Source organism: Streptococcus infantis (assembly GCF_047464155.1).
Taxonomy (GTDB): Bacteria; Bacillota; Bacilli; order Lactobacillales; family Streptococcaceae; genus Streptococcus; species Streptococcus infantis_U.
The window spans coordinates 1-21,484 of the sequence record NZ_JASHCL010000003.1 but is presented as its reverse complement, the minus strand read 5'-3'; the positions used below and the strand labels follow the sequence as shown (position 1 = coordinate 21,484).

Here is a 21,484-nt window from a genome sequence, read left to right as displayed (position 1 = left end):
AATCACTCCCCGTAAATATCAATATCTTGCTGACTTCGCTGACTGTTGGCCGTGTCCATCGTTTCCTGGTTGATTGCTTGAATCATATTCTTAGCATCGGTTTCTGACATATTGAATGCCTTCTGGATAGCGTGAGCCTTGCTGACAATGCCACTGGCCAAAGCCTTGGTCCAATAGTCAAGCTCATTGTTCTTATCAGTAAAGACACCATCGTCAAGGTTGATTGCAATCTTCTCCATTTGAGGAATTGGGCCGCTATATAATCCATAAAGGCTCCCAAGCTCGCAGATTGAGATAATCAACTCTTTCAAAGACTGTTCAACCAAGCTGACAATACTGTTTCTCATCTGATATGTATCAGAGTTTTCAGAAACAACCTCGGTCGCAGTTTTCAAGCTCTGACCATCAAATGTAAACATCCCAGCTGACACACCTAAAAGCATTTCAAATAGGCTCAAGCCTTCGTTAATGGTCTTGATGTAATCATCTGCTCTGATTGCAGTTGTTAGGTCTGTGATGCTTCCTCCGTCCATGTCGCTAGTAGATAAACGCAAGTAGACGTTTTGCTCTGTGTCAAAGCGTTTGACAAGTTGGACGTCCCCGTCATGATTAACCATGCGAGTCTCTGTGAGGTTTTCAGGAACTGCCACTCTGCGTTGGCCCATCTTGACCTCCCACTTGAACTCGTCATAGGTCGTATTAATGAAATCAATCGTGCTCTTGGCATTGTCGAAGATAGACAATCCCAAAGGACTATTGATGTCCTTGTTGTTCATCCCTGGAGGTTTGAGATAAGAAAAAAGCGGTCTTGTTAGACCGTCAAGTTCAACTTGTTCTTCTAAATCCTCATAGACTTCAGCAAGGGGCACTCGGTCGCCAATTACATTCTGATTGTCAGACTTGTATAGCTCATTAGTAATGACGTACTTCCCGTCATTCGCCCACTCATGAAACTCAATCAACGTATAGTAGATGTTCTTCTGACCTGAAGCCTTAATCGTCTTAGTAACAATAGCAGCGCTTGAAATATCCTGCGTGTTAGACTGAAGCGGTAGAAAGACTGGAGCTTGTACAAATGATACTCTCACTCGTCCATTATCCACATAGGGCCTCATGGCAAGACCTCCAAGGGCTAAACAACTCTCAAGGTAGCGCTCAAAATTCTTGTTAAAGCGATCATTCTTCAATGTTTCTTGAATGAATGTATTTGCTTCTTTATCGTCCAATTTAATCGAGGCTTGCTCATTAAAGACCAGACTAGCAATCTTCTTGGCAGCGGTCCGAGCAATTGGCAAAACAGTCATTTCTCTCTGTTTCATCATGCCGTCCGTGTTCGTGTAATTAACCGTTCCAGCGTTGCTTTGATAGTATCTGAGGTTCTCGTTAATCCGTCGATACTCTGCGCTTGTTATTGCGATTTTAGGATGGTCTGTGATACTTGCCAGACTTTCTGTCGTCATTCTGTATTGACTCCTTTTTATTAGATTTTTAATGGTTTGTATAATTCCCATTCTATGCTATGCTCCTGTTAAAAATTAGCGTATTTCTTGTAAAAGACGTTGACACTATATCTGAATTCGTCCATTGCGTGGTTGTCTTTATCAATGGGCCTTCCGTTATCGTCACGACTATAAAGACCAATCTCTTTCAAGAAATAGTAATGGTCGTACTCTTCCTCTGAATGATTGATAAGCAGGAACTGACCTGAAGAGATGATATTCTGGCCACGTTCAATCCCTACCTCGATACCCTTCGCCTTGCTGCTGACGTCATGGGCGTTGTTCAAAGCCCCTCTTGTCTGAATCCCTAGCTTATGTAATTCCTCTCGTAAGGATCTACACGCTGGGTCAATCCAGACATCGGTATAGCGCATTTGATACTTGTTAACGCACCATTGAATGAACGCTCGAAGCTCGACTGCATAGGTAGACATAGCTTTGACTTGCCCAGTTTCAGCACCACTATGGTAGTAATGAGCCACACGATTAAGCCTAAAGAAAGTCTTTCCGTCCTCTCTGTGCTTAGTAACGATATTACAAGACATCGAGGTGGCGTCAGATTGCCCACCATCACCGTTGAAATACATTTCCATAGGTTCGCCTACCAAGTTGTCCTTGATGTTCTTTTCAAGGTCAAAAAGGCCGTATATAACGCCCTGAGGCATGACACGTTGGCCGAGCACGTCTCTCTTGTAGAGGTAAGGGTTTTTCTTCAGCGATTGAATAATAGACTGCTTACGCTCGTCGGATAGAATCGGATTGTCATCCATGGTCCAATGGGTCCAGCGGGTGTTTTGAACGTCAAATACATCCTTGATAACAGGATGCTGAGGCGCTGGAGGGTTTAGATCAGCTAGATGATATCTGAGCTTAGCAGCCCACGTCCGTCTGAATGCTTCCTGGATAAAATCCATATTCAATAGATTTATCTCACAAAAGACTACTGAACCTAGCGACATACCAGTGATAGCACCTACACTATTTGCTTTACCGCCCCCTTTATAGTAAACTCGCTTAGTGCCGTTTGGTGTATCGATTAGGAGATGGTCTCCGTGCTCGTCGTGCTTGATTTTGCAAGCACCGTCGAAGATGTGCATTAGCCCCGTTCCGTCACCGTCAATAAAAAGGCGGTAGGCTTGTTCTTGGTTGTATGCAGCTATCAAATGGTTCTCATCTTGTGACTCAATCAAGTACCTGGCATATCTAAAATGACCAGCGGTTGTCTTACCGCTTCGAGGTGTGCCCTCGTTGACTTCAAGCTCATAGTTGAATGGCCTGCGAATGATTTTGAGTTGTTTATTTGAAAACTTAATCTTCAACCTCGTCACCGCCCTTCACTGCATCAAGCAAAGACTCCATAAGAGATGTATCGGACTTGGAACCTTGATTGCTCTCGATCTTGATTTTGAGCAATTCAATCCGTTGTCTTTGTTCCTCGGTCGCAAGAGGGGATTGCGTAAGCTCATCATAGGTTTTTATCATACTTCTGAGTTCAGCCTGTGCTCTTGCTATTGCAGCCATCGCTTTTCCTTGCTTGTCCCATGCCGTGTGAACCTCATAGCTTTCACTGCCTTTAGCTGTACTGGCAATAAGCATGGTAGTAGTATCATGAACATCTTGCACATACAAGATACGCTGAGCGTGTAGCAGATTAGCATAAGTCAGCGTGATGTTTTCCCATAGGATGTCAATAGGCTGTTTTTCTGAAAGCTCTTGTGCTATCTCATATATCTCTTGAGGGAGATACTTAGCAAACAGCCCATGTTTGAGGGCGTTTTGGTTACCTATACTTCCGCCTTTGCTATTCTTATTGCCTTTCGGCGCTCCCCGTTTCCTTTTTGAAGTACTACATTCATCTTTTGAAGTACTACAATTACTCCATTTATCTCTTAACTTCCAAACTGAGATAGTTTTTTCAGGCACGCCCAACATGTCGCCAATATTGCGGTTAGTGATGTTTCCGTTATTCTGCTTATAAATTTCAAAAGCTTTATCTCGGTTCGGGTCTCGTGCTCTGCCCAACCTATTACCTCCTATTTGTCCGTTTTGTAAATCAAAAAGGCCACACAATGTGTGACCTTTTTGCAAGGCGACTACTGACCTCGACTAGAATCGATATTATATTCTTACCTTTTCTTTTTTTATTTTTTTGTAGCCTTTTTTTGCGATATTAAAACATCCTACTCTATCGCCACTGGTAACCCAAGCCAGCAGTTTTTCAGAAGCTTTTCTAGGATTTTGCCTAAGGTGCCTTTGCTTTAATTCTTGATGATACTATAATAGCACGATTGATTGACCAGTGCACTTAAATCTAGTTCGCATTAGTTTGCATTAGTTCGCATTTATCAACTACAGCACCCAATTCACGGATTGCATCTTTCTTTTTTTTGTAAAAAGTTGTCTTGCTACAATCAAGATGATCCATCATATCATACACGCTTGCTTTCTGAATATAAACCATCCTTAAAATTGTTCGACTTGCAGGCTTAGGTATTTTATCAATCAATTTACTGAGCTCAATTCTGCGCTGGATGGCTTCAGCAGTTGCTTGCTTCATGTACTCTTTCAAGGAATCTTGCATGCTAAAAATATCGATGTAACGTTCATCTAATCGAACCTTCTGACCACCTTGAACCTTATCCATGCTCATTTTAGGGCTAGAAAGTAAACTAGCTTCAAGATTAGCAAGCTCGTCTATTCGATTCTGTATCTCTTCATCCAAATTCTGTAGTTCATCAAGTAACTCTTTAGCTTTGTTCACTCTCTATCTCCTTTATGATATAATAATATTATTGAAAACGTTGTCGAGGCAGAGAGTGCCTTGGCTTTTTTAATGCACAAATTCGCTGACCAGGTCACGGATAAAGTACTTCCATTCAGATTCCCTAAAGGTCAAGAAACGATCTGTAGTAAATTCTCTAAGCCTTTTATAGAAAAGCATCTTTAGTTGAATTGACTCACCGACAGTCAAGAAGATACCAGGAAAGATATGCGTAGAATGCACTTCACTTCCGTATCCAGAAACATCTAGATGTATTATCATTTCTGGATATGAACGTCCAACATTAGCTTCAACTCCGAGCTCAACTTTAACCTCCTCCACAATTGGAGCCACGTTAAAAATTGGTCGTGCAGGAAATAATTGCGACGGGGTTTCTTGCTTTTTTCCTGAATATGGATATTTTTTAGGTCTCATTCTTTTTCTCCATTTCCTCAATCAACCAATCAAGGTTCTTTCTAGCTTTCTTCAGGTCTTCAAGACCGTTTTTCTTTTGATGACGTAATAGATACTTCAAGGCATTTCCAAGATAAAAGCCTTTCATTTGTTCATCTGTCATGAAATTTCTTAAAGCATCGATGGACTCCATTCCAAACCGACCTTGATAGTGATTCGGTTTGTTTACATTGTCAATTTGTTCTGGGTTCATTCTTCCACCTCCAAAAGTTCCGAATTTTTGTAGCTTACATCTAAAAATTTTCCTAGCCATTCAATCACTTCAAGACTAGGTAACTTGTCTTTCTTTCTGTTAACACAGTAATTTGCAACCACAGAATCTAAAAAACTTCTGCTACTATTAAAATTTGGATGTGCTAAAATATGTTTTTTTAATCTTTCGGCAATTGATGTGTTCGGAACATAGACCAATTGCTTTCTTATGTGATTATAAAATCTTTTTGCATCGCTCATTTCATCAAACCTTTCAACTGTTTTCTGATAAGACCAACTTTCGGGAAATCTGCAATTGCTTTATTACCATTTATGACAATAAACTTTCTCAACATTTTAGGGTTTTGCTGTGTCAGTTCTAATACCTGGTTAAAATTCAACTTTCTGATTTGGCTCATATAATGCCCGGAACAGAATTCAAAATTATTAATAAAGCATTGTTTGATGAGTTCATCTGTCCATGATTTTTTTACTTCATAATTGATTCCTAAAAAATCAAGTTCTTCTTCCACTTTCTGCAAAAGTTGATTTTTAGGATTCGTGCTTATAATTATCATAATTGCTCCTTGTTTTCGTAGATGTTGCCGATGATTTCAAAATTTCCACCATGCGAAAAATTAGACATATAATCAACATTCCAGCGATCATCATGTGGTTTCAAACGATAACTTCCTTTTTCGGTATCGTAAAAAACAGTATAAGGACTATCAAGAACCAGAACTATATCTCCCTCAAAAATTTCTTTGTTATTTTTATCAAAGAGCCCTGTTGATTGCATTAAAATAACTTCATTACTTGTTTCCCTTGATATAGCAATCCCATAGCCTGTATCTGTTGATTTTTTATAGATTTTGCCATCTTCACTTACGAAAAAATCTTCCATAAATTCCGAAAAACGTTTATCCCACGCTCTGAATTTCGGTGTCATTTTTCCACCTCCAAGATCTCAATGCCGGTACAATTAAATACCCAGCCAAAGCCGGCTTTCTCTAGCTCTTTTTTTGTAAAAGGGCTTTTGTACGCTAGAGAAAAATATATTCTTCCGTTACCGCCTTTTGAAAAACAGTGTTTTGTTGCTTTAATCTTCACAAAGTACCGTTTTTCTTTCTCTATTGTGTAGCCGAAAATCCAAGCGAGTGCGAAGAGTTCTTGGTTTTCTGAGTTACCCACCCAGCTATTGACTCCCTCTGGCGTGTATAATAGAGCTCCAAGCAAACTTTTCCCTTTTGCTTTACATTCCTCAATCCAGTCCGCAATAAGCTGAGGAATTGTGACTTTATCGCGTTCAACCATGCCCTCAACTTTACCTTGCTCGTAGCCTTCGCGCCATTTTGCGTGACTGAAATCTTGCTTAAATTCACTTATGATAACCTTCAACCAAACTTCACGGTCGTGCAATGGCAATTCCCGTAATCGTGCTAGTATATTCTTGACATAGCGTGGTGCTTCGTCTGCGTGCCCTGTTTCGGGTTCGTCTAGTTGTTTTAAATCTCTCAAAACTTCAGACGTATCAACCCTTCTGAAGCAGTCATGGTTCAAATACTCGTATTTTTCAATCAATTCTTCTATTTTCATCCTTCTAACTCCTTTATTTTATCTTCATAATATTTAACTCTCTTCTTGAGGAAGTCACGCTCTGCTGAACGAGTATGCGCTAATGATTTGACAGTCGGTCCAGATAGTTCTGCTATCCTTTGGTTCGCTAGCTCCAGCGAATGTTTGTAACCTTTGAGTAATTTTTCTTTTATACCTATCATTTCACCCTTTCGAGCTTGACTCGATACGACTGATTATTCTTATATGCGTTCTCAAGCTGAGCCTTGCATTCAATAGCATCCCCTTCTTTTTTGAAAAAGTGCGTCTCGTCTATCCTATCTTTAAAATATAATGTGACAGTATAGCTCATATTTCTACCTCTCAACTTATCTTGTGGCTTTCCAGGTCTCCGAATCCGTGACCTTGATTGACAAAGTAAGAGCCAATCAGAATGGCATCTGCCTCGTCGTCTTTAACATTCAAGTCGAAGTTCTCGGATACTTTAGCAACCGCCTGCAGCTTCATTGATTTCTTGCTACGGTCTTTGTAGCTGAACTTCCAATACTTGCGCCAAGTCGAAACGTTGCCAAAATAAACGTTGTCAGCAATCAACCGTCCAAGGATGATGCCCGTTACAATTCCGATACTGATCATTGATTGTTGATTTGGACCCATGACCGAGTTCTTCTCAACTACGATTGACTCAAAATGGCAGTCGTATTTCTGCAAGGCTCTTGATTGAATAGTTCTTAATTCGCTAGCCATGAATCGCCCACGTTCAAAGAATGACTTGCTTTTATGCTTTAAGACACCACTCTCGACAAGGTCCGAGCCTTCAAATAAGGCCCAGCCTGTCGCAATAGTTGAAATGTCTAACGATAAAGTCAGAGATTTCATTGTAGCTCTCCCTTAATTCCACAAATGTCAAAGAGATTGCGCTTGTTGTTTTCAATGAACTCAAAGAACTTCTGAAGCTCGGTCAAGTTGCGTTTTTCTGCCTTGACTCCTAAGCTCGAATGGTATTCTGTTGGTTTCTTCGGTGTCGCCTTAATATCTAGCCAATAGAGAGGCTCGAACACGTCGCCGTTCGTATCAAGAGAAGCATCTGCGTCCGTATTTCTGAAATGCATCTGCATATCATATTCAATTTTGTTTGTAATCGTGATGTTCTTATCTACGATTTCTAGTGTGATACTTGTTCCTGGTATGTCGATTTTATTTAGCATTTATTTTTCTCCTGTTTATCTAAATTCTTTTGCGATAGCAGCAATGACATTGACTGTCACGCTATTGCCAGCTTGCTTGTATAATTGACTGTTAGAGTTGACCTCCTGTGCCTTATCAAAAGCCCAATCAGGAAAACCTTGTAACCTCCAGCATTCTTTAGGTGTTAGCTTTCTAATCCTAAAATCAGGCTCTACTACCCCTTGACTCTCTCCAGTTAAGAGAGTATTTGCTATCTGCTTACCTACTCGCCCTCTGCGTGTTTTAGAGTTAGGATGTGACAAATTTACACTATCTCCGACTTCTGCTTCAGCATATCCTTGAAAGGTTGCCTCTGTTATTTTTAAAACATTATTTTCATGATAGCTATTACTTGTCAGAGTGGGAGCGATGTCATGTTCTCCGCCTTGATTATAACCATGACCACGTTGGATGATTTTAGGTTCAAGTCCTCCGCCTTGATAGGCTCTGATTGTTGGCGCGATGCCATCTGTTTCGTAAACCACCCCACATTGATTAAAATTGGGTTGCAATACCCCAAATTGTTTTATAGTATTGCTTTTTATGGCTATCTTCTGCCCTTCTCCCTTGTTCGTTGTGAGTGTAGGAGCTAGGCCGTCAGCTTGATAGACTTCTCCATTCATGCCATTTCCAGATGGATTTACGTTGCCAATTTTCATGACTGATTGGCTACTAGTTGGCTGATTTTCTCCACTGAGAGGAAATAAGAATCTGGAACGGTATCTTCTAGAATGTCCGATAATGAACACACGTTCCCGATTTTGGGGGACTCCGAAATCCTTGCTGTTAAGCACTTGCCATTCCACATCATACCCCAATCCGTCCAAGGTTCTGATGATGGTTTCAAATGTAGCCCCCCCGTCATGATTGAGGAGTCCTCTGACGTTTTCAAGGAATAAATATTTAGGCCTGAGAATAGATGCAAACCTGCAGATTTCAAAGAACAAAGTTCCTCGTGTATCTTCAAAACCTCGTCTAGCTCCCGCAATTGAGAAAGCCTGGCATGGAAATCCTCCACAGATAACGTCCACACTTCCGATCCCTCGAATAAACTCATCTGATACTGTTGTGATGTCATGTAACTCTATTTCTCCTTCTGTGTTGTGGATTGCTTTATAGCTCGCTCTTGCGAATTTGTCAATCTCACAAAATCCTATACATTCATGACCAGCGGACTCCATCCCTAAACGAAATCCACCGATGCCCGCAAATAAATCTAAAAATTTCATTCTTTTATTTTCAAAAAAATGCGACTGCCTCTGTTGTTGTGAGTTTGGCTAAATACGGGCAGTCGCTCGTCCAAGGTCACATGACCGTTTTTGACGCTTTCTAGTTCGCAGTTTTACAAGAATGCACGGCTTGTTTAATTTATTTACATTTCAATCAGGTCGTTCAGAGTGACGACTGCATCTAATTTTTTCTGGCTTCTGCAGTAGTCACAATGTCCGCACTTCTTAGGCTTCTGTTTGCCCTGGATCACGTCCCAAACTTCGACGATTTCAGACTTGATTTTTTCCAAACCTTCACCCAGCCATTCATCATCGATTTTTAGGATTTCACGGTCTGGAACGGCTTCCTTGCTGACCGCTACGATGTAAGGTCTAAAATCATTGCCTGTCATTTGTTTTAAGAGTTCACGATATAGACCAAGTTGTCCGTGATACCCAAAATTCAAAATGTTGTTGACTGCAGCGGGAACTCGTTTTTTAAGTTCTGCGCTCCATTCTTCAGAGTAGATGGACTTCATGGTTTTAAGATCCACAAAGTACCCACGACTTAGATTTACACTATCAAGCTTACCTTTGACTGGCACGCCTTCAATTTCGCCATAGACAATCAATTCTTTTTGAACTTCATCCGATGAGTAACCGTGATACAAACGGTTGAACCCTTCATCGTCTTTCAGGCTTTCAATCATCTTGTCGCCGATTACAAAGTCAGATTTGAGGTTTCCTTTATTTTTCCCAGTCTTGGCAAGTAGCTTCTCGCCATTTTCGTCCATGAACTGCTGATGCGCTTCTGGGCTTTCAAAGTAACTGTGAACGTAGTTACCGAGTAGGAGAGGTGTCTCGTCCTTCTCTTCTACCCACTGGCCACTATCAAGGGCAAATGCCTTCGCTTGGCATTGCTGATACCGTTTAAACCGTGAGTTGGTCAACCAGCTTGTGTCCTGGTAATAATTCTCTTGTGTTAGTTCTTCCATGGATCCTACTCCTTCACATTGATGGTGTTGCCTTCAAACAAGCTGACCTCTTCCAAAACTTCGCCCGTTTCTTGATCAAAATCTGGAACTTCATCTGCTGGGTAGCTTGTATCTGTGGTCGTCAACTCCTGGTTGATAACCTCTTTTTTTGGTTTTTCAGTCACTTCTTCAGAAGCTCCAAGGATACTATCTAATGTTTCAGCCTCTTCTATCACTGGTTCAGCTTCTTTCATTTGACGATCATTGTCGTACTCGTCAGCAATTGTGTTATTGATTGCTCCAGCGAACAAGTCGCTGTCATTGCTTGTGTTGATAAACATTTTGGCAGCTCGGTTGATAACCGTACGCATGGCCATCTGGTCAGGGAAGTCGATTTGGACATTTTTCGTTTTCGCCTTAGACCATGACTTGTCAATTTGTTTTTTAGTCATGACTTCAAAGAACTCTTCCCCATCAGTTCGAGTGATGATGCAATAAGCAGCAATTATTGGATTATCTGCGTTCTGCCAATCTGTCTCATGTTTGACTAACTTCTTACGCCCGTTTTCAACTGATACCTCTAGCGTATCCCCTTCGTAGACAACATTAGCAGTAACGTCTTTCACCTCTTGCAAATCTTTAGTAACTTTAATGGTCCCAAAATAAGACATTCTCAATTGGACGTCAGAGCCATATTTGATAAAGTAACATTGCTTTTTAGCCGGGCTTAGTCCTTGGGTTACCATTTCTAATAATGCGTTATAAACGCTGTCTTGAGTGCATTGTTGGAGCAAATTTCCACTGTTGGAGTTTTTTAGAGCATAATATGCCGAACTCAGTGCATTGCTAACGCTATAATTCGGTGCAATCAGGAGCCCTTCTCCCTTCATCGCTTCGATTCGTGTTGCAACATTTGATGTAACTTGCTTCTGTGTTAGTTCGTTTGTCATTTTGTCTTTCTCCTTAAATTTTAAATTGTGTAAAGCTCTTCGCCTGTTTCATCGTCACAAATTCCTAGACCACCTAGCGCTCTATAATTTTGTGCAACTTGGTTCCAGTAGCTCATATTTTGATAGTATGTTGACTCTGATATTTGTTCGTAACTCATTTCTTTCTTCCTTTCGTTTTCTTCAAATTCCAATTTTCACGCTTCAAGCGTCTGTTTTTGTTTTGCAATTTCAAAATTATGTCTTGTTGTTCGTTGATGATTTTCCCAAGTTCTTGGCCAAGATGGATATACTCGGCTCTCCATTTGTCGATTTCTTCGTGTAGTCCCTGGATCATATTTCGTCACCTACATAGCGATACTGCCCACAACCAATATATACATACTCGCTCGGGTCGAGTTCTTCTCGTTCTTCAGGTGGCTCCATCATATCCCTGTCATAGTTAAAAAATCCGTCCATCTAATTGGTCCTCGTACTTTCTCCAAAGTTTAGAAATCTCCTTCAGGTACTTTTTGATGTCGTGTTTTTTGTACCACTTCAGGCGCTTTCGTTCGTTGACGTTTACGCATGGATAGAGCTTGCTCTCAATCTCTAGTATTGTCATCTTCTTCTTGCTCCACTTCTTCGCTTTCTTCGTTAATTTCAATCTTGATTGAAAGTCGCTCCATTGCATCATCCAGTGACTTGCCGTCCAAGATATCCTTCAAAACGTGGCTCACGTCATGCAGCGATTTGGCTTTAGCTCTGCCTTTTTCGCTTTCAGGCATCAATCCGATGTCTTGCATAAGCAGGAATGCCACGCTTGAGTCGTGCATTGTTTTCTGAAGTTGTTCAATTTTCTTGATCGTTTTGATTGCTTTTAGTACGTTAATCATGTTGTTGTGCTCCCTTTTGGTTTAATTGTTCTTTTTCTTTGTAGATGGCCAATCGTTGCTTCAAGTCGTAGTTTTCTTGCTTGGTGGCAAAGTGGCTCTTTTGCTCTTCAATTAGGTCGTTCATAAGCTCGATTGCGACTGCTCTCCAGTCAAGATTGATTGCCTTGAAAAAACTCTCATGGTTGAGTTTAAATTTAGTAAATAGTTTCATGGTTACACCCCCTCATAAAATGGCTTGATAATGTTGTAGTATGAATGACCTGCTGGGATTGTATACCCTGTCAAGTCATCAATTACGGAACCGTCAGCCATGATATTCACGATTTGTGGTTTCCATTGCTCTTTTTTATTTTTCATGTTATAATTTCCTTGAATAATTTTGTTGAGCGCCTGATTGCCGTCAGGTGCTTTTTTGCTATCCCCTTTTCTGCTATAATGAAACCAGAAAGGAGGGTTAAAAATGTCATTTGATAAAAATATAGCTGATAAGATCCTAGAGTTTGCTAAGCTAGAACCGACTGTCCCAGTAGGCACTTCTCATGATTTCCGTTCTGAAGAGTTTGATCAAGATGATTTTAGAGATACCGCCAAGAAACTAATCTCAACTGGTCAAATTTCAGGACATCTTGAGGAGGATTTCTCAGGATTCTATATCGCATTCAGATTGTAATTTCTGAATTTCAGCAATCACTGTCGCATCAATTTCCATTACATCTGGAATCGCTGTGATGGTGATTTTTGGTTTCTTATCCGCAGGCATTTCTAGTTTAAAATCAATTACCCCTCTGCCAAGCTCCCAGTCATTGATTTTTACTGAATAACCTGAAGAATTAAGAGATTGACCCTCAGTAGGTTCTTGTTTGGGTTTAATACTTAGTTTTAATTGCTTCATGTTTGCTCCTTTCCCATTTTTGCAAAGTCCTAAATTAGAAATTTTTAAATTTCCTCTCTTTTATTTATTTAGAGAAGTAGGACTTGTTGTTAGTTAGTATTTATTGTTATTTAATACTTGTTGTTAGTTAATATTTATTAGTGCCTTATTTTACTTATTTGTAAAATACAGATTTGTAAAATACAGATTTGTAAAAGTCGGAAATGTAAATATCAAACTGTGGATAACTTTTGTAAAGCATCCTCCAATCTCTGCAACATAATCTCAAATTGAAAATCGGTAATTTTGATATCTGAGAAGAATCTGAAAGTCTGAACTCCTCGACCTCTACCGAGGCTTTTTTTGACAACTCGCATATAACCAGCATCCTCTAGTTTTTTTAGATGACGGTCTATCATGTCACGACTAACATTTAATCGTTTAGCTATTTCCTCTGGATAGACAAGCCAGTTTTCTTTATTGCTGAGAATAACCATCAATATACCGATTGTTGCAGGTTCAAGTTCTGGATCTCTCAAAAAATCATTCTTGACCGCTGTATAATCATCCGTTGCATTTCTGAAAGATTAGTTGAACATTCAAGTTTTTAAAATTTGTCATACGCTCTCCTTTCTGTTTGTCGCATTTACGCGACTGTTTCGCTAAAAAAAATAGATAAAGCTTCGTCTTTTGAAAGACCGAGGGAAGAAACAATCAAGTTTACTTCTTGTATAGAGAAACTACCATTTTGTTTCATTTTTCTATAAAACGTACTCTTATCAATCCCAATATCTTTTGCTAAAGCCTCTTGAGTAGTATTGCGTTCGATAATTTTTCCTTTTAATTTCGATACATTTACCATATCTGCTCCTTTCTGTTTGTCGCATTTACGCGACTTGTTGTTTTAAGTATAACTGATAAAAAAGGAAATGTCAACAAGAAAATCGCATTTTTGAAACTTTTTATATTGCATTTTTGCGACTAATGTTGTAAAATTATTGTGTAATATATAATAAGGGGTAAAAAAATGAATGTCGGAGAAAGAATAAAACAACGTCGAAAAGCGTTGAAAATGTCTGCGGACGAGCTTGCAGAAAGTGTAGGTGTCTCTCGTTCTACTATTTTTAGGTACGAAAAAGGAGATATTGAAAAGGTTGGACCTGAAGTATTAAAAAAAATCGCTGACAAATTAAATGTATCACCTGGAGACTTGATGGGATGGGAAGACAATCAACAAGAATTGAAAATCCCAACCTCCCCGTTGGTTCACAAAATTACTGAAAAGGTTATCAAACTATCAACTCCGAGAAAACAAAAGGTTCTTAACTACGCTAACGAACAATTGAAAGAGCAAAATAATAAAGTAATCACAATTGAGGAAAAGCTTTTTGAATACCGTGTTTTTGAAAAATTGGCGGCTGGTAATGGTTACTCTTATTTTAACGACGGAAACTATGATACTGTTTTTTATAATAAAGATTTAGATCATGATTTTGCCTCTTGGGTTTTTGGTGACTCTATGGAACCTAAGTTCCAAAACGGAGAGGTTGTACTCATAAAAGAGACTGGTTTTGATTATGACGGAGCGTTTTATGCCATAGATTGGGATGGCCAAACGTACATCAAAAAAGTTTATCGTGAACTTGATGGATTGCGTTTAGTATCGCTTAATCCAAAATATAAAGATAGGTTTGCGCCTTACGACGAGGACCCTCGCATTATTGGAAAAATTGTTGGTAATTTCATGCCTGTCGAGAACTGATAAAACAAATTGATATTTTAAAGAAGGGTGACGTATGAGCTTTTTGACAAATTTACTAAATTCTTTTAAAAAACCAGTGAACATTCCTATTATAGATAATACAAAAGAGAATGATAACTCATTACAAATAGGAGATATCATCCTCTTATACTGGATTGAAAACAGTCTTCACGATGATTTCCCAGCATATTTTGAATATGATTATCACATCAATCCACAACTGCATCGCAACAAACTGATTAGTATGGGGATGTTAGAGTTTCAAAAATCACAAAAAAGCTTATTTAAACTAAAAGTTATAGAATTAAAAGAAATCTTAAAAAACGAATCACTGCCAACGAGCGGTAAAAAAGATAAACTTGTCCAGAGAATTATGGATAACTTTGATATTTTAGAAACTAGAATACCACAAGCCCTCTGTCTAACAGAATTAGGCGAACAATTATTGCTAGAAAATCAAAATCTAATAAAAGCGCATCAGGACCAATATATCTCTGCTGTAGAGTATAAAGATTATTCAATGAGATTCCCTGAAGATTCATACGATAATATTAAAATTAAAATCTTGGATGACCATATGGTAAAGAACATACGCGATCAACATTTTGGACTAGTAAGAATCAACAACCTTGCATTAGGAGATTTATATCAAAAACAAAAAGAATATAAAATAGCTTTAAAATATTTTATTAAAACAATGCTATTTGATTGTTCTGGCCTCAAAAACAGCTACGAATACCTACCAAATCCCATCTATACGCAGCCAATGTTGAATAGCTTTATAATTACAGAGCTTCGGAATATCTCAGACAAGTGCGATTTAGACGACTATAATAACGCATTTGAAGTTGCAAAGAAAGAAATAAAATCGCTGAGGAAGAAAATTTTTCTTACAGAAAAAGATTTTAATTTTATAAAGCACAATCTTTTAGTTGAAGATCTTGATATTATCGAGACTTATCTTCAAAAATACAGTAAATTCACTTATGACTATTACAACTAAAAAAAGCCCCACACTCGCAAAGTTTGGCGACTCTGAGTGTGAGGCAAGATGTATAGTAAAAGGCATTAAAAGGCCCGTTTTACTATACCCATTTTATCAAAAAGGGGGTATAAAAGCAATGAAAACAACGAATAAGGTGGCAATATATGTCAGAGTGTCTACCACTTCCCAGGCAGAAGAAGGTTACTCAATCGAGGAACAAAAAGACAAACTGGAAGCCTACTGCAAAATCAAAGACTGGAGTGTCTACAAGGTATATACCGATGGTGGTTTTTCAGGTTCCAATACAAACCGTCCAGCAATCGAACAACTGATAAAAGATGCTCAAAAAAAGAAATTTGATACAGTTCTGGTTTATAAATTAGACCGACTAAGTCGAAGCCAGAAAGATACACTCTATTTAATCGAGGAAGTCTTTATAAAAAATGGCATCGAGTTTTTAAGTCTTCAAGAAAACTTTGACACTTCTACTCCATTCGGTAAAGCCATGATTGGACTGTTGGCCGTGTTCGCTCAACTGGAGCGTGAACAAATCAAGGAAAGAATGCAGCTTGGTAAGTTAGGACGTGCTAAAGCTGGAAAATCCATGATGTGGGCTAAGACCTCCTATGGGTATGATTACCACAAAGAAACAGGCACCATGACCATCAACCCAGTCCAGTCACTAGCTATCAAATTCATCTTTGAGAGCTATCTATCAGGTAGGTCTATCACTAAGCTCAGGGATGACCTTAATGAGAAGTACCCAAAACCGATACCGTGGAACTACAGAGCTGTCAGAGTGATATTAGATAATCCTGTGTACTGTGGCTATAATCAATTTATGGGAGAAATCTACAAAGGCAATCATGAGCCTATCATTTCAAAAGAAACCTATGACAAGACACAGGAAGAACTAAAGTTCAGACAAAGGACGGCACTTGAAAACTTAAATCCTCGGCCATTCCAGGCAAAGTATATGCTTTCAGGTATTGGCCAATGTGGCTACTGTCTAGCTCCCTTAAAAATCATAATGGGTGTAAAGAGGAAAGATGGCACTAGATTTGTAAAATACGAGTGCCACCAAAGACACCCTAGAAAAACAATCGGAGCCACTACCTACAATGGCAACAAAAAATGCGACTCAGGCTTTTACTACAAGGATGACCTTGAGGCTTATGTCTTGCAAGAAATAAGTAAGCTACAAGTCGATAAAGAGAGCTTTGAGGGGCTATTTAAGGCGAAGAAAGACGAGATAGACCGAAAGGCCTACGAAAGACAAATAAACGAGCTGACGGGCAAAATAAGCAGGTTAAACGACCTTTATATTGACAATCGCATAACGTTAGAGCAACTACAAGGAAAATCGGCTGAATTCCTAGAAATGCGCTCAAGGTTGGAAATTGAGTTGGAAAACGACCCTGCACTTAAACACAACGAAAAGAAAGAGGAAATGCGTAGGATCCTGAAAAAAGGAGATATTTACAAAATGGACTACGAGATGCAAGCAAGCGTGGTACGGTCACTGATTAGCAAGGTACAGGTCACGGCAGAATGTATCAAAATTTTGTGGAGAATTTAAAGAATTTTAGTATCCCTCATTTCGATCAGAGTAAAAGCTTTTACCTTTGCTTCTTTTAATTTCATCATCATTTTTTTCATCTAAAAATTTACCTCCATATTTTGATACATTGGCAGCAACATGGCCGCATACAATAAAACGATAAGTAGGGCTACAAAAATAAAGACCAGTGGTTGAACTAAGTTCATAGTCCTATTAACTCGGGTAAAGAATGATTCCCACGTTTTTTCCGCATAGATTTCCAATTCACTTCCCAACTTGGATTTGACCTCTCCATATTCAATGATTAATCCCAACTCTCTTCTAAAGAAGGGATAATCTTGAACAACTTTAGAAAATTCATGACCATTTTGTAATGACTGAGATAAATCCAAACCAATTTCATTAAAAAGTGGATTTCCCTGCTCCTGCATCATCTGGAAAATCTGTGACAATTCTAATCCTTGTCCAATCATATTTCCCCATTCTCTAGCATAATAGGCCGTCAGATAATACTGAATAAACACACCGATAAAAGGAATTCTAGCTAGAAAAGAAAAGACTTGTATCTTCCTAGATTTTCTGTAGAAAATCAATCCTGTTAAAAATGCGAGTGCTACTACTAGAGTAAGTCCAAGAAAAATATGTGGTAGATTGCTAATCACTAGGGTAGCTATGTTACTACTATCCAGTTGGGGCAAGAGATAATTTCGCAAACCCAACATAATCACCAATAAGAAAGCTAACAAAATGACTGGATAGGTCGCAACTTCAATTAACTTCTTCTTCACCTTAGCAAGATTATCCAAATATTCTTCAATTTTCCCCAAACTCAAATGGAGATTTCCATGAACTTCAGCCAAAGAAAGTTGCGTGACAATCGCACTCGAAAAACCTAAATTCCCCATCATTTCCGAGAAAGATTTTCCTTTCGATAGTCCTAGGCGCATCTGTGAAACATATTCCTTCTCCAACAAAAGACTTCTATCAAGAAAGGAAATGATTTCTACCAAGTGAAAACCACTCGAAAACAAATTATTAAAGAGAGTAATGATTTTCTTCTGCTTACTGGTAGCTAATTTTCTCCGTTTCAGCTTGAAGGGCAGTGATATGTCCGTCTTTAAGAAGCTGATCAATTTGCTCATTCCACTTTTCTGCCTGGTGTTCTGAATAATTTTGGTTTGCAAAATCAATAATTCCTCCTCCCACGATTAGTCTCTGGTAGCAAACACCTTGTAAAACAACTGCGAGTTCATCTTCACTGACACCAAGTTCTAAAAGACGCTCATAGACCCCACGAATACTCTTTGCATGAATGGTCGAAAACACTGTAGCTCCCGTTAAGCTCGCTCTTACAACAGCACGAGCCGTTTCGCTATCCCTGATTTCTCCAATGATTAAAAGATCTGGGCGGTGGCGCAGAGAAAGTTTTATCAAGTTTTCATAGCTCAGTCCAATAGCTTCATTGAGTTGTAATTGCAGCATCTCTTCTTGCTTAATCTCGACTGGGTCCTCAATAGACATAACCTGCTTACCCTTGAACAATGACTTAGCTAATTCATGCATTAAGGTAGTTTTCCCACTTCCTACAGGGCCTGCAAAAAGATAAAGGCCGCGTTGCCTAAAGCCCTTTTCCAGTTCCTTAAGGTCTTGAAACCAGAAGCGCAACTCTTGTTCTTCATCGTGCAAAAGGCGAATAACTAAACTCTCATGACCACGATAATCTCCTACCGTCGATAAGCGTAGTGAAGAAACCTTGCCATCATGCTGATAATCACAGGACCCAAGCTGACTACGACGCTTTTCTCCAACATTCATCCCCGCAACAAATTTAAAGTGACTAATAACTGCTCCCAACTTTTCAAAGTCATAGCTATTAATCAAACGCCTTTCATCTCCTATTCGCATATGCAACTCATAAACCTTATCCTTGGGAATAAAATAGATATCCTGAGCTCCATCCTTTTTTGCGAGACTAATCAATTCTTGTGCAAGTGCTTGTACCATATTCCCTCCTCAGTTTATTATTCGAAGAAAATACAAAAAAAGAACAACTTCATTAAAAAGTTGTTCCATCTTTTTTGATGCGACACGTTCGGTGGATTTCTAAACCAGTTTGTTTTTCGTAACCCGGTCTGAATTTTTCGTCTGGTATAACTTGACCATCTTCCAGTAAAGCTAGCGAATGATACTGTTGCAGAAACTCATCACATTCCTCACACCAACGCTTATCCTCCGGATCCCAAAATATGGTCATTAAGTCTCCTCGACTCTTATATAGTGGAATTTTCTTTTCCAGTTCAAACCAGCAAGATTTATAATACTTCAAAGCGTCATAGTAGTTTTCGAATTTCTTACTACTAATGACGTCTTCTTCCCATCCTTCTATGAACCACCAAGGCTCAAAATCCCCATACATTTCTATAACTCGATACATAGTTTCATTTCCTTTGTATGGTATATTATAGCGAATTTTTTTGCACAATGAAAGAAATTTGCTCGTTTTCAGTAACAGCCATAAAGACTTTCTAATTTACGAAATCACACAAGAAATACAGCTAACAAAAAAACAGCAACTAAAACCAGTCACTGCTTTATGTTTCTAAGCTTGATAACGTTTTTCCCCATCAAGATAAGTTGCTACCAATTCCAAATCTTTATCAAGAACGATAAAGTCAGCATCGTAACCTTCACGGATTTGTCCACATACATCATCAATGTGAACTGATTTTGCTGGGTTGAGACTGGCCATCATGACTGCTTCATGAGGATTTGCAATACCCCATTCAACAACATTTTTCAAACCGTCTTTAAGTTTGAGAATAGAACCTGCCAAGTTCCCTGTAGATTTAAGACGAGCAGTCCCATTTGCAACCACAACTGGGAATTCTCCCAACATATAGTCACCATCTTGTAAACCACCAGCTGTCATACAGTCTGTAATAAGAGCAATATTTTCAGTACCTTTTTGTTTAAGAAGAATATCACAAGCTTTAGGATCCACATGATGACCATCGCAAATCAACTCTGCGTAAGTATGAGGCAATTCATACATGGCACCAACCATCCCAAGTTCACGATGAGTCAAACCACGCATACCGTTATAAGCATGTACCCATACACTTGCTCCAGCATCAACAGCTTTTTTAGCTTCATCAAATGTTGCATTAGAGTGACCAAGAGCAACCGTTACACCTTCTCCAGTAATAGTACGAACAAAGTCTTCTACACCTTCACGTTCTGGAGCAAGCGCAATCTTATTAAGAAGGCCATTAGCAGCTTTCTGCCAAGCACGAAACTCATCCATTCGAGGATCCTTCATGTAAGCTGGATTTTGAGCCCCCTTATACTTTTCAGTAAAATAAGGACCTTCAAAATAAATACCACGAATCTTAGCACCAGTAGCTTCTTGGTAACGAGCCCCAATATTCTCAGTTACTGCTAATAACTGCTCATATGAAGATGTCAAAGTTGTTGGTAAAAAGCTTGTAACACCAGTACTAAGAAGCCCTTCACTCATAGTATGAAGCGTACCTTCAATATTATTGTCCATAACATCGACACCACCAAAACCATGAATATGAGTATCCACAAGACCAGGTGCAATACTATAACCACTATAGTCAATAATTTCAGCACCTTCAGCTACTTGATCTACATGCTTACCAAATTTTCCATCAATAAGTTCTAAGTAACCACCGCGACGAACACCATGAGGATAGAAAAATTGATCAGCTTTAATATATTTAGGCATAATGATAACCTCCGTATACAATTTTCTAATATTTATTATGTCAAATACATTATAAACCTTTATAAGTAATTTGTAAATGGTATAGACCTATCATAGTTAAAAATAATGTGAAATAATTGAAGATTTAGTAAAAATAAAGTAAAAAATGTTTACTAGATAAAAATAATTATTTAAAAAAATAGTAATTTTAAGTAACTCTGAGAGAAAAATTGGAGGAAAAATAAAAAAACAAGGTTCAAAAACCTTGTCTTTATTACTATACCGGCGGCCGGGGTCGAACCGGCACGTCCTTGCGGACACTGGATTTTGAGTCCAGCGCGTCTGCCAATTCCGCCACGCCGGCAAATAGTAACTGGGGTAGCTGGATTCGAACCAACGCATGAGGGAGTCAAAGTCCCTTGCCTTACCGCTTGGCTATACCCCAATAATATAAAATAGGCGAGTGATGGGGATCGAACCCACGCATGCCAGAGCCACAATCTGGTGTGTTAACCACTTCACCACACCCGCCATACTATTAAACACGGGCAGTAGGAATTGAACCCACACTGAAGGTTTTGGAGACCTTAGTTCTACCTTTAAACTATGCCCGTAGAGGATGGAAGGGGAGGGATTCGAACCCCCGAACCCGAAGGAGCGGATTTACAGTCCGCCGCGTTTAGCCTCTTCGCTACCCTTCCGTATGATTTTAAAAAATGGCGCGAGACGGAATCGAACCGCCGACACATGGAGCTTCAATCCATTGCTCTACCAACTGAGCTACCGAGCCAATATTGCGGGAGCAGGATTTGAACCTACGACCTTCGGGTTATGAGCCCGACG

At 39.2% G+C, this 21,484-nt stretch carries 32 protein-coding genes and 6 tRNA genes; 4 read left to right on the top strand and 34 right to left on the bottom strand.

Going from position 1 to position 21,484, the window contains the following annotated elements:
• Positions 1-2 precede the first annotated feature (2 nt).
• The 21 genes from QM810_RS06300 to QM810_RS06200 all read right to left on the bottom strand — a co-directional run bounded on the left by QM810_RS06300 (position 3) and on the right by QM810_RS06200 (position 12,089).
• Positions 3-1,511 (bottom strand): phage portal protein, encoded by a 1,509-nt coding sequence (locus QM810_RS06300; RefSeq protein WP_414254233.1) that lies wholly within the window; start codon positions 1,509-1,511, stop codon positions 3-5.
• A 17-nt stretch (positions 1,512-1,528) separates the two neighbouring features.
• Positions 1,529-2,818: a PBSX family phage terminase large subunit gene (locus tag QM810_RS06295; protein WP_414254232.1), complete on the bottom strand. Its 1,290-nt coding sequence runs from the start codon at positions 2,816-2,818 to the stop codon at positions 1,529-1,531.
• Complete coding sequence (terS, locus tag QM810_RS06290; protein WP_213952405.1) at positions 2,808-3,521, bottom strand: phage terminase small subunit; 714 nt, start codon at positions 3,519-3,521, stop codon at positions 2,808-2,810. Before terS ends, QM810_RS06295 begins: the two co-directional genes overlap by 11 nt.
• 289 nt (positions 3,522-3,810) lie before the next feature.
• Positions 3,811-4,260, bottom strand: coding sequence for a DUF1492 domain-containing protein (locus tag QM810_RS06285; protein WP_414254231.1), 450 nt, complete (start codon positions 4,258-4,260; stop codon positions 3,811-3,813).
• A 69-nt stretch (positions 4,261-4,329) separates the two neighbouring features.
• The gene (locus QM810_RS06280; RefSeq protein ID WP_414254230.1) at positions 4,330-4,695 is read right to left on the bottom strand and encodes a hypothetical protein; all 366 of its coding nucleotides are present in this window, start codon (positions 4,693-4,695) and stop codon (positions 4,330-4,332) included.
• Positions 4,685-4,927: a DUF3310 domain-containing protein gene (locus QM810_RS06275; protein ID WP_414254229.1), complete on the bottom strand. Its 243-nt coding sequence runs from the start codon at positions 4,925-4,927 to the stop codon at positions 4,685-4,687. Before QM810_RS06275 ends, QM810_RS06280 begins: the two co-directional genes overlap by 11 nt.
• Positions 4,924-5,187: a hypothetical protein gene (locus tag QM810_RS06270; RefSeq protein ID WP_414254228.1), complete on the bottom strand. Its 264-nt coding sequence runs from the start codon at positions 5,185-5,187 to the stop codon at positions 4,924-4,926. Before QM810_RS06270 ends, QM810_RS06275 begins: the two co-directional genes overlap by 4 nt.
• Positions 5,184-5,504: a hypothetical protein gene (locus QM810_RS06265; protein WP_414254227.1), complete on the bottom strand. Its 321-nt coding sequence runs from the start codon at positions 5,502-5,504 to the stop codon at positions 5,184-5,186. Before QM810_RS06265 ends, QM810_RS06270 begins: the two co-directional genes overlap by 4 nt.
• Entirely contained in the window at positions 5,501-5,875 is a 375-nt protein-coding gene (locus tag QM810_RS06260) for a YopX family protein (protein WP_414254226.1), read from the bottom strand. Before QM810_RS06260 ends, QM810_RS06265 begins: the two co-directional genes overlap by 4 nt.
• The gene (locus QM810_RS06255; protein ID WP_414254225.1) at positions 5,872-6,522 is read right to left on the bottom strand and encodes a DUF1642 domain-containing protein; all 651 of its coding nucleotides are present in this window, start codon (positions 6,520-6,522) and stop codon (positions 5,872-5,874) included. Before QM810_RS06255 ends, QM810_RS06260 begins: the two co-directional genes overlap by 4 nt.
• Positions 6,519-6,704, bottom strand: a complete 186-nt coding sequence (locus tag QM810_RS06250; RefSeq protein ID WP_414254224.1) for a hypothetical protein — start codon at positions 6,702-6,704, stop codon at positions 6,519-6,521. The genes QM810_RS06255 and QM810_RS06250 overlap by 4 nt, the downstream gene beginning before the upstream one ends.
• 160 nt (positions 6,705-6,864) lie before the next feature.
• Complete coding sequence (locus QM810_RS06245) at positions 6,865-7,380, bottom strand: hypothetical protein (protein WP_414254223.1); 516 nt, start codon at positions 7,378-7,380, stop codon at positions 6,865-6,867.
• Positions 7,377-7,709 (bottom strand): hypothetical protein, encoded by a 333-nt coding sequence (locus QM810_RS06240; protein ID WP_414254222.1) that lies wholly within the window; start codon positions 7,707-7,709, stop codon positions 7,377-7,379. The genes QM810_RS06245 and QM810_RS06240 overlap by 4 nt, the downstream gene beginning before the upstream one ends.
• Before the next feature lie 15 nt (positions 7,710-7,724).
• Positions 7,725-8,957, bottom strand: coding sequence for a DNA cytosine methyltransferase (locus tag QM810_RS06235; RefSeq protein WP_414254221.1), 1,233 nt, complete (start codon positions 8,955-8,957; stop codon positions 7,725-7,727).
• Between the two features lie 143 nt (positions 8,958-9,100).
• Positions 9,101-9,931, bottom strand: coding sequence for a PD-(D/E)XK nuclease-like domain-containing protein (locus tag QM810_RS06230; protein ID WP_414254220.1), 831 nt, complete (start codon positions 9,929-9,931; stop codon positions 9,101-9,103).
• A gap of 5 nt (positions 9,932-9,936) precedes the next feature.
• Positions 9,937-10,860, bottom strand: a complete 924-nt coding sequence (locus QM810_RS06225) for a recombinase RecT (RefSeq protein ID WP_414254219.1) — start codon at positions 10,858-10,860, stop codon at positions 9,937-9,939.
• A 20-nt stretch (positions 10,861-10,880) separates the two neighbouring features.
• A complete protein-coding gene (locus QM810_RS06220) occupies positions 10,881-11,018 on the bottom strand; it encodes a hypothetical protein (RefSeq protein WP_164497107.1) in 138 nt (45 codons plus the stop codon).
• Positions 11,015-11,194: a hypothetical protein gene (locus QM810_RS06215; protein ID WP_414254218.1), complete on the bottom strand. Its 180-nt coding sequence runs from the start codon at positions 11,192-11,194 to the stop codon at positions 11,015-11,017. The genes QM810_RS06220 and QM810_RS06215 overlap by 4 nt, the downstream gene beginning before the upstream one ends.
• A gap of 247 nt (positions 11,195-11,441) precedes the next feature.
• Positions 11,442-11,732 carry a hypothetical protein gene (locus QM810_RS06210; RefSeq protein ID WP_414254217.1) on the bottom strand — a complete coding sequence of 97 codons (291 nt, stop codon included), beginning with the start codon at positions 11,730-11,732 and terminating at the stop codon, positions 11,442-11,444.
• The gene (locus tag QM810_RS06205; protein ID WP_414254216.1) at positions 11,725-11,943 is read right to left on the bottom strand and encodes a hypothetical protein; all 219 of its coding nucleotides are present in this window, start codon (positions 11,941-11,943) and stop codon (positions 11,725-11,727) included. The genes QM810_RS06210 and QM810_RS06205 overlap by 8 nt, the downstream gene beginning before the upstream one ends.
• 2 nt (positions 11,944-11,945) lie before the next feature.
• Positions 11,946-12,089 (bottom strand): BOW99_gp33 family protein, encoded by a 144-nt coding sequence (locus tag QM810_RS06200; RefSeq protein WP_414254215.1) that lies wholly within the window; start codon positions 12,087-12,089, stop codon positions 11,946-11,948.
• A 103-nt stretch (positions 12,090-12,192) separates the two neighbouring features.
• Here QM810_RS06200 and QM810_RS06195 point away from each other — a divergent pair, with 103 nt between their 5' ends.
• Positions 12,193-12,402: a hypothetical protein gene (locus QM810_RS06195; RefSeq protein ID WP_414254214.1), complete on the top strand. Its 210-nt coding sequence runs from the start codon at positions 12,193-12,195 to the stop codon at positions 12,400-12,402.
• Here the strand turns inward: QM810_RS06195 and QM810_RS06190 are convergent.
• From QM810_RS06190 to QM810_RS06180, 3 genes are all read right to left on the bottom strand, one after another.
• Positions 12,373-12,624: a hypothetical protein gene (locus QM810_RS06190; RefSeq protein ID WP_414254213.1), complete on the bottom strand. Its 252-nt coding sequence runs from the start codon at positions 12,622-12,624 to the stop codon at positions 12,373-12,375. The genes QM810_RS06195 and QM810_RS06190 overlap by 30 nt on opposite strands.
• Before the next feature lie 212 nt (positions 12,625-12,836).
• Positions 12,837-13,142, bottom strand: a complete 306-nt coding sequence (locus tag QM810_RS06185) for a helix-turn-helix domain-containing protein (protein ID WP_414254212.1) — start codon at positions 13,140-13,142, stop codon at positions 12,837-12,839.
• 107 nt (positions 13,143-13,249) lie between these two features.
• Entirely contained in the window at positions 13,250-13,465 is a 216-nt protein-coding gene (locus QM810_RS06180) for a helix-turn-helix domain-containing protein (protein ID WP_000248658.1), read from the bottom strand.
• 165 nt (positions 13,466-13,630) lie between these two features.
• Here QM810_RS06180 and QM810_RS06175 point away from each other — a divergent pair, with 165 nt between their 5' ends.
• The 3 genes from QM810_RS06175 (at position 13,631) to QM810_RS06165 (ending at position 16,929) form a co-directional block, all read left to right on the top strand.
• Entirely contained in the window at positions 13,631-14,365 is a 735-nt protein-coding gene (locus QM810_RS06175; protein ID WP_414254211.1) for an XRE family transcriptional regulator, read from the top strand.
• A 34-nt stretch (positions 14,366-14,399) separates the two neighbouring features.
• Positions 14,400-15,368 (top strand): SAP domain-containing protein, encoded by a 969-nt coding sequence (locus QM810_RS06170; RefSeq protein ID WP_414254210.1) that lies wholly within the window; start codon positions 14,400-14,402, stop codon positions 15,366-15,368.
• Positions 15,369-15,486: 118 nt separating this feature from the next.
• On the top strand, positions 15,487-16,929 hold the full coding sequence (locus QM810_RS06165; protein ID WP_414254209.1) for a recombinase family protein: 1,443 nt from the start codon (positions 15,487-15,489) through the stop codon (positions 16,927-16,929).
• 80 nt (positions 16,930-17,009) lie between these two features.
• Here the strand turns inward: QM810_RS06165 and comGB are convergent, their stop codons facing one another.
• The 10 genes from comGB to QM810_RS06115 all read right to left on the bottom strand — a co-directional run bounded on the left by comGB (position 17,010) and on the right by QM810_RS06115 (position 21,431).
• Positions 17,010-18,053, bottom strand: a complete 1,044-nt coding sequence (gene comGB, locus QM810_RS06160; protein WP_414254208.1) for a competence type IV pilus assembly protein ComGB — start codon at positions 18,051-18,053, stop codon at positions 17,010-17,012.
• Positions 17,974-18,915, bottom strand: coding sequence for a competence type IV pilus ATPase ComGA (gene comGA / locus QM810_RS06155; RefSeq protein ID WP_414254207.1), 942 nt, complete (start codon positions 18,913-18,915; stop codon positions 17,974-17,976). Before comGA ends, comGB begins: the two co-directional genes overlap by 80 nt.
• A 52-nt stretch (positions 18,916-18,967) precedes the next feature.
• On the bottom strand, positions 18,968-19,345 hold the full coding sequence (locus tag QM810_RS06150; RefSeq protein WP_006155378.1) for a DUF1033 family protein: 378 nt from the start codon (positions 19,343-19,345) through the stop codon (positions 18,968-18,970).
• 165 nt (positions 19,346-19,510) lie between these two features.
• Complete coding sequence (nagA, locus tag QM810_RS06145) at positions 19,511-20,662, bottom strand: N-acetylglucosamine-6-phosphate deacetylase (RefSeq protein ID WP_178895509.1); 1,152 nt, start codon at positions 20,660-20,662, stop codon at positions 19,511-19,513.
• A 259-nt stretch (positions 20,663-20,921) separates the two neighbouring features.
• Positions 20,922-21,005, bottom strand: a tRNA-Leu gene (locus QM810_RS06140).
• A 9-nt stretch (positions 21,006-21,014) separates the two neighbouring features.
• A tRNA-Gln gene (locus tag QM810_RS06135) sits at positions 21,015-21,086 on the bottom strand.
• A gap of 13 nt (positions 21,087-21,099) precedes the next feature.
• Positions 21,100-21,172, bottom strand: a tRNA-His gene (locus QM810_RS06130).
• 12 nt (positions 21,173-21,184) lie between these two features.
• Positions 21,185-21,255, bottom strand: a tRNA-Trp gene (locus tag QM810_RS06125).
• A 6-nt stretch (positions 21,256-21,261) separates the two neighbouring features.
• Positions 21,262-21,342 (bottom strand) — tRNA-Tyr (locus tag QM810_RS06120).
• 16 nt (positions 21,343-21,358) lie between these two features.
• A tRNA-Phe gene (locus QM810_RS06115) sits at positions 21,359-21,431 on the bottom strand.
• Positions 21,432-21,484: the final 53 nt, after the last annotated feature.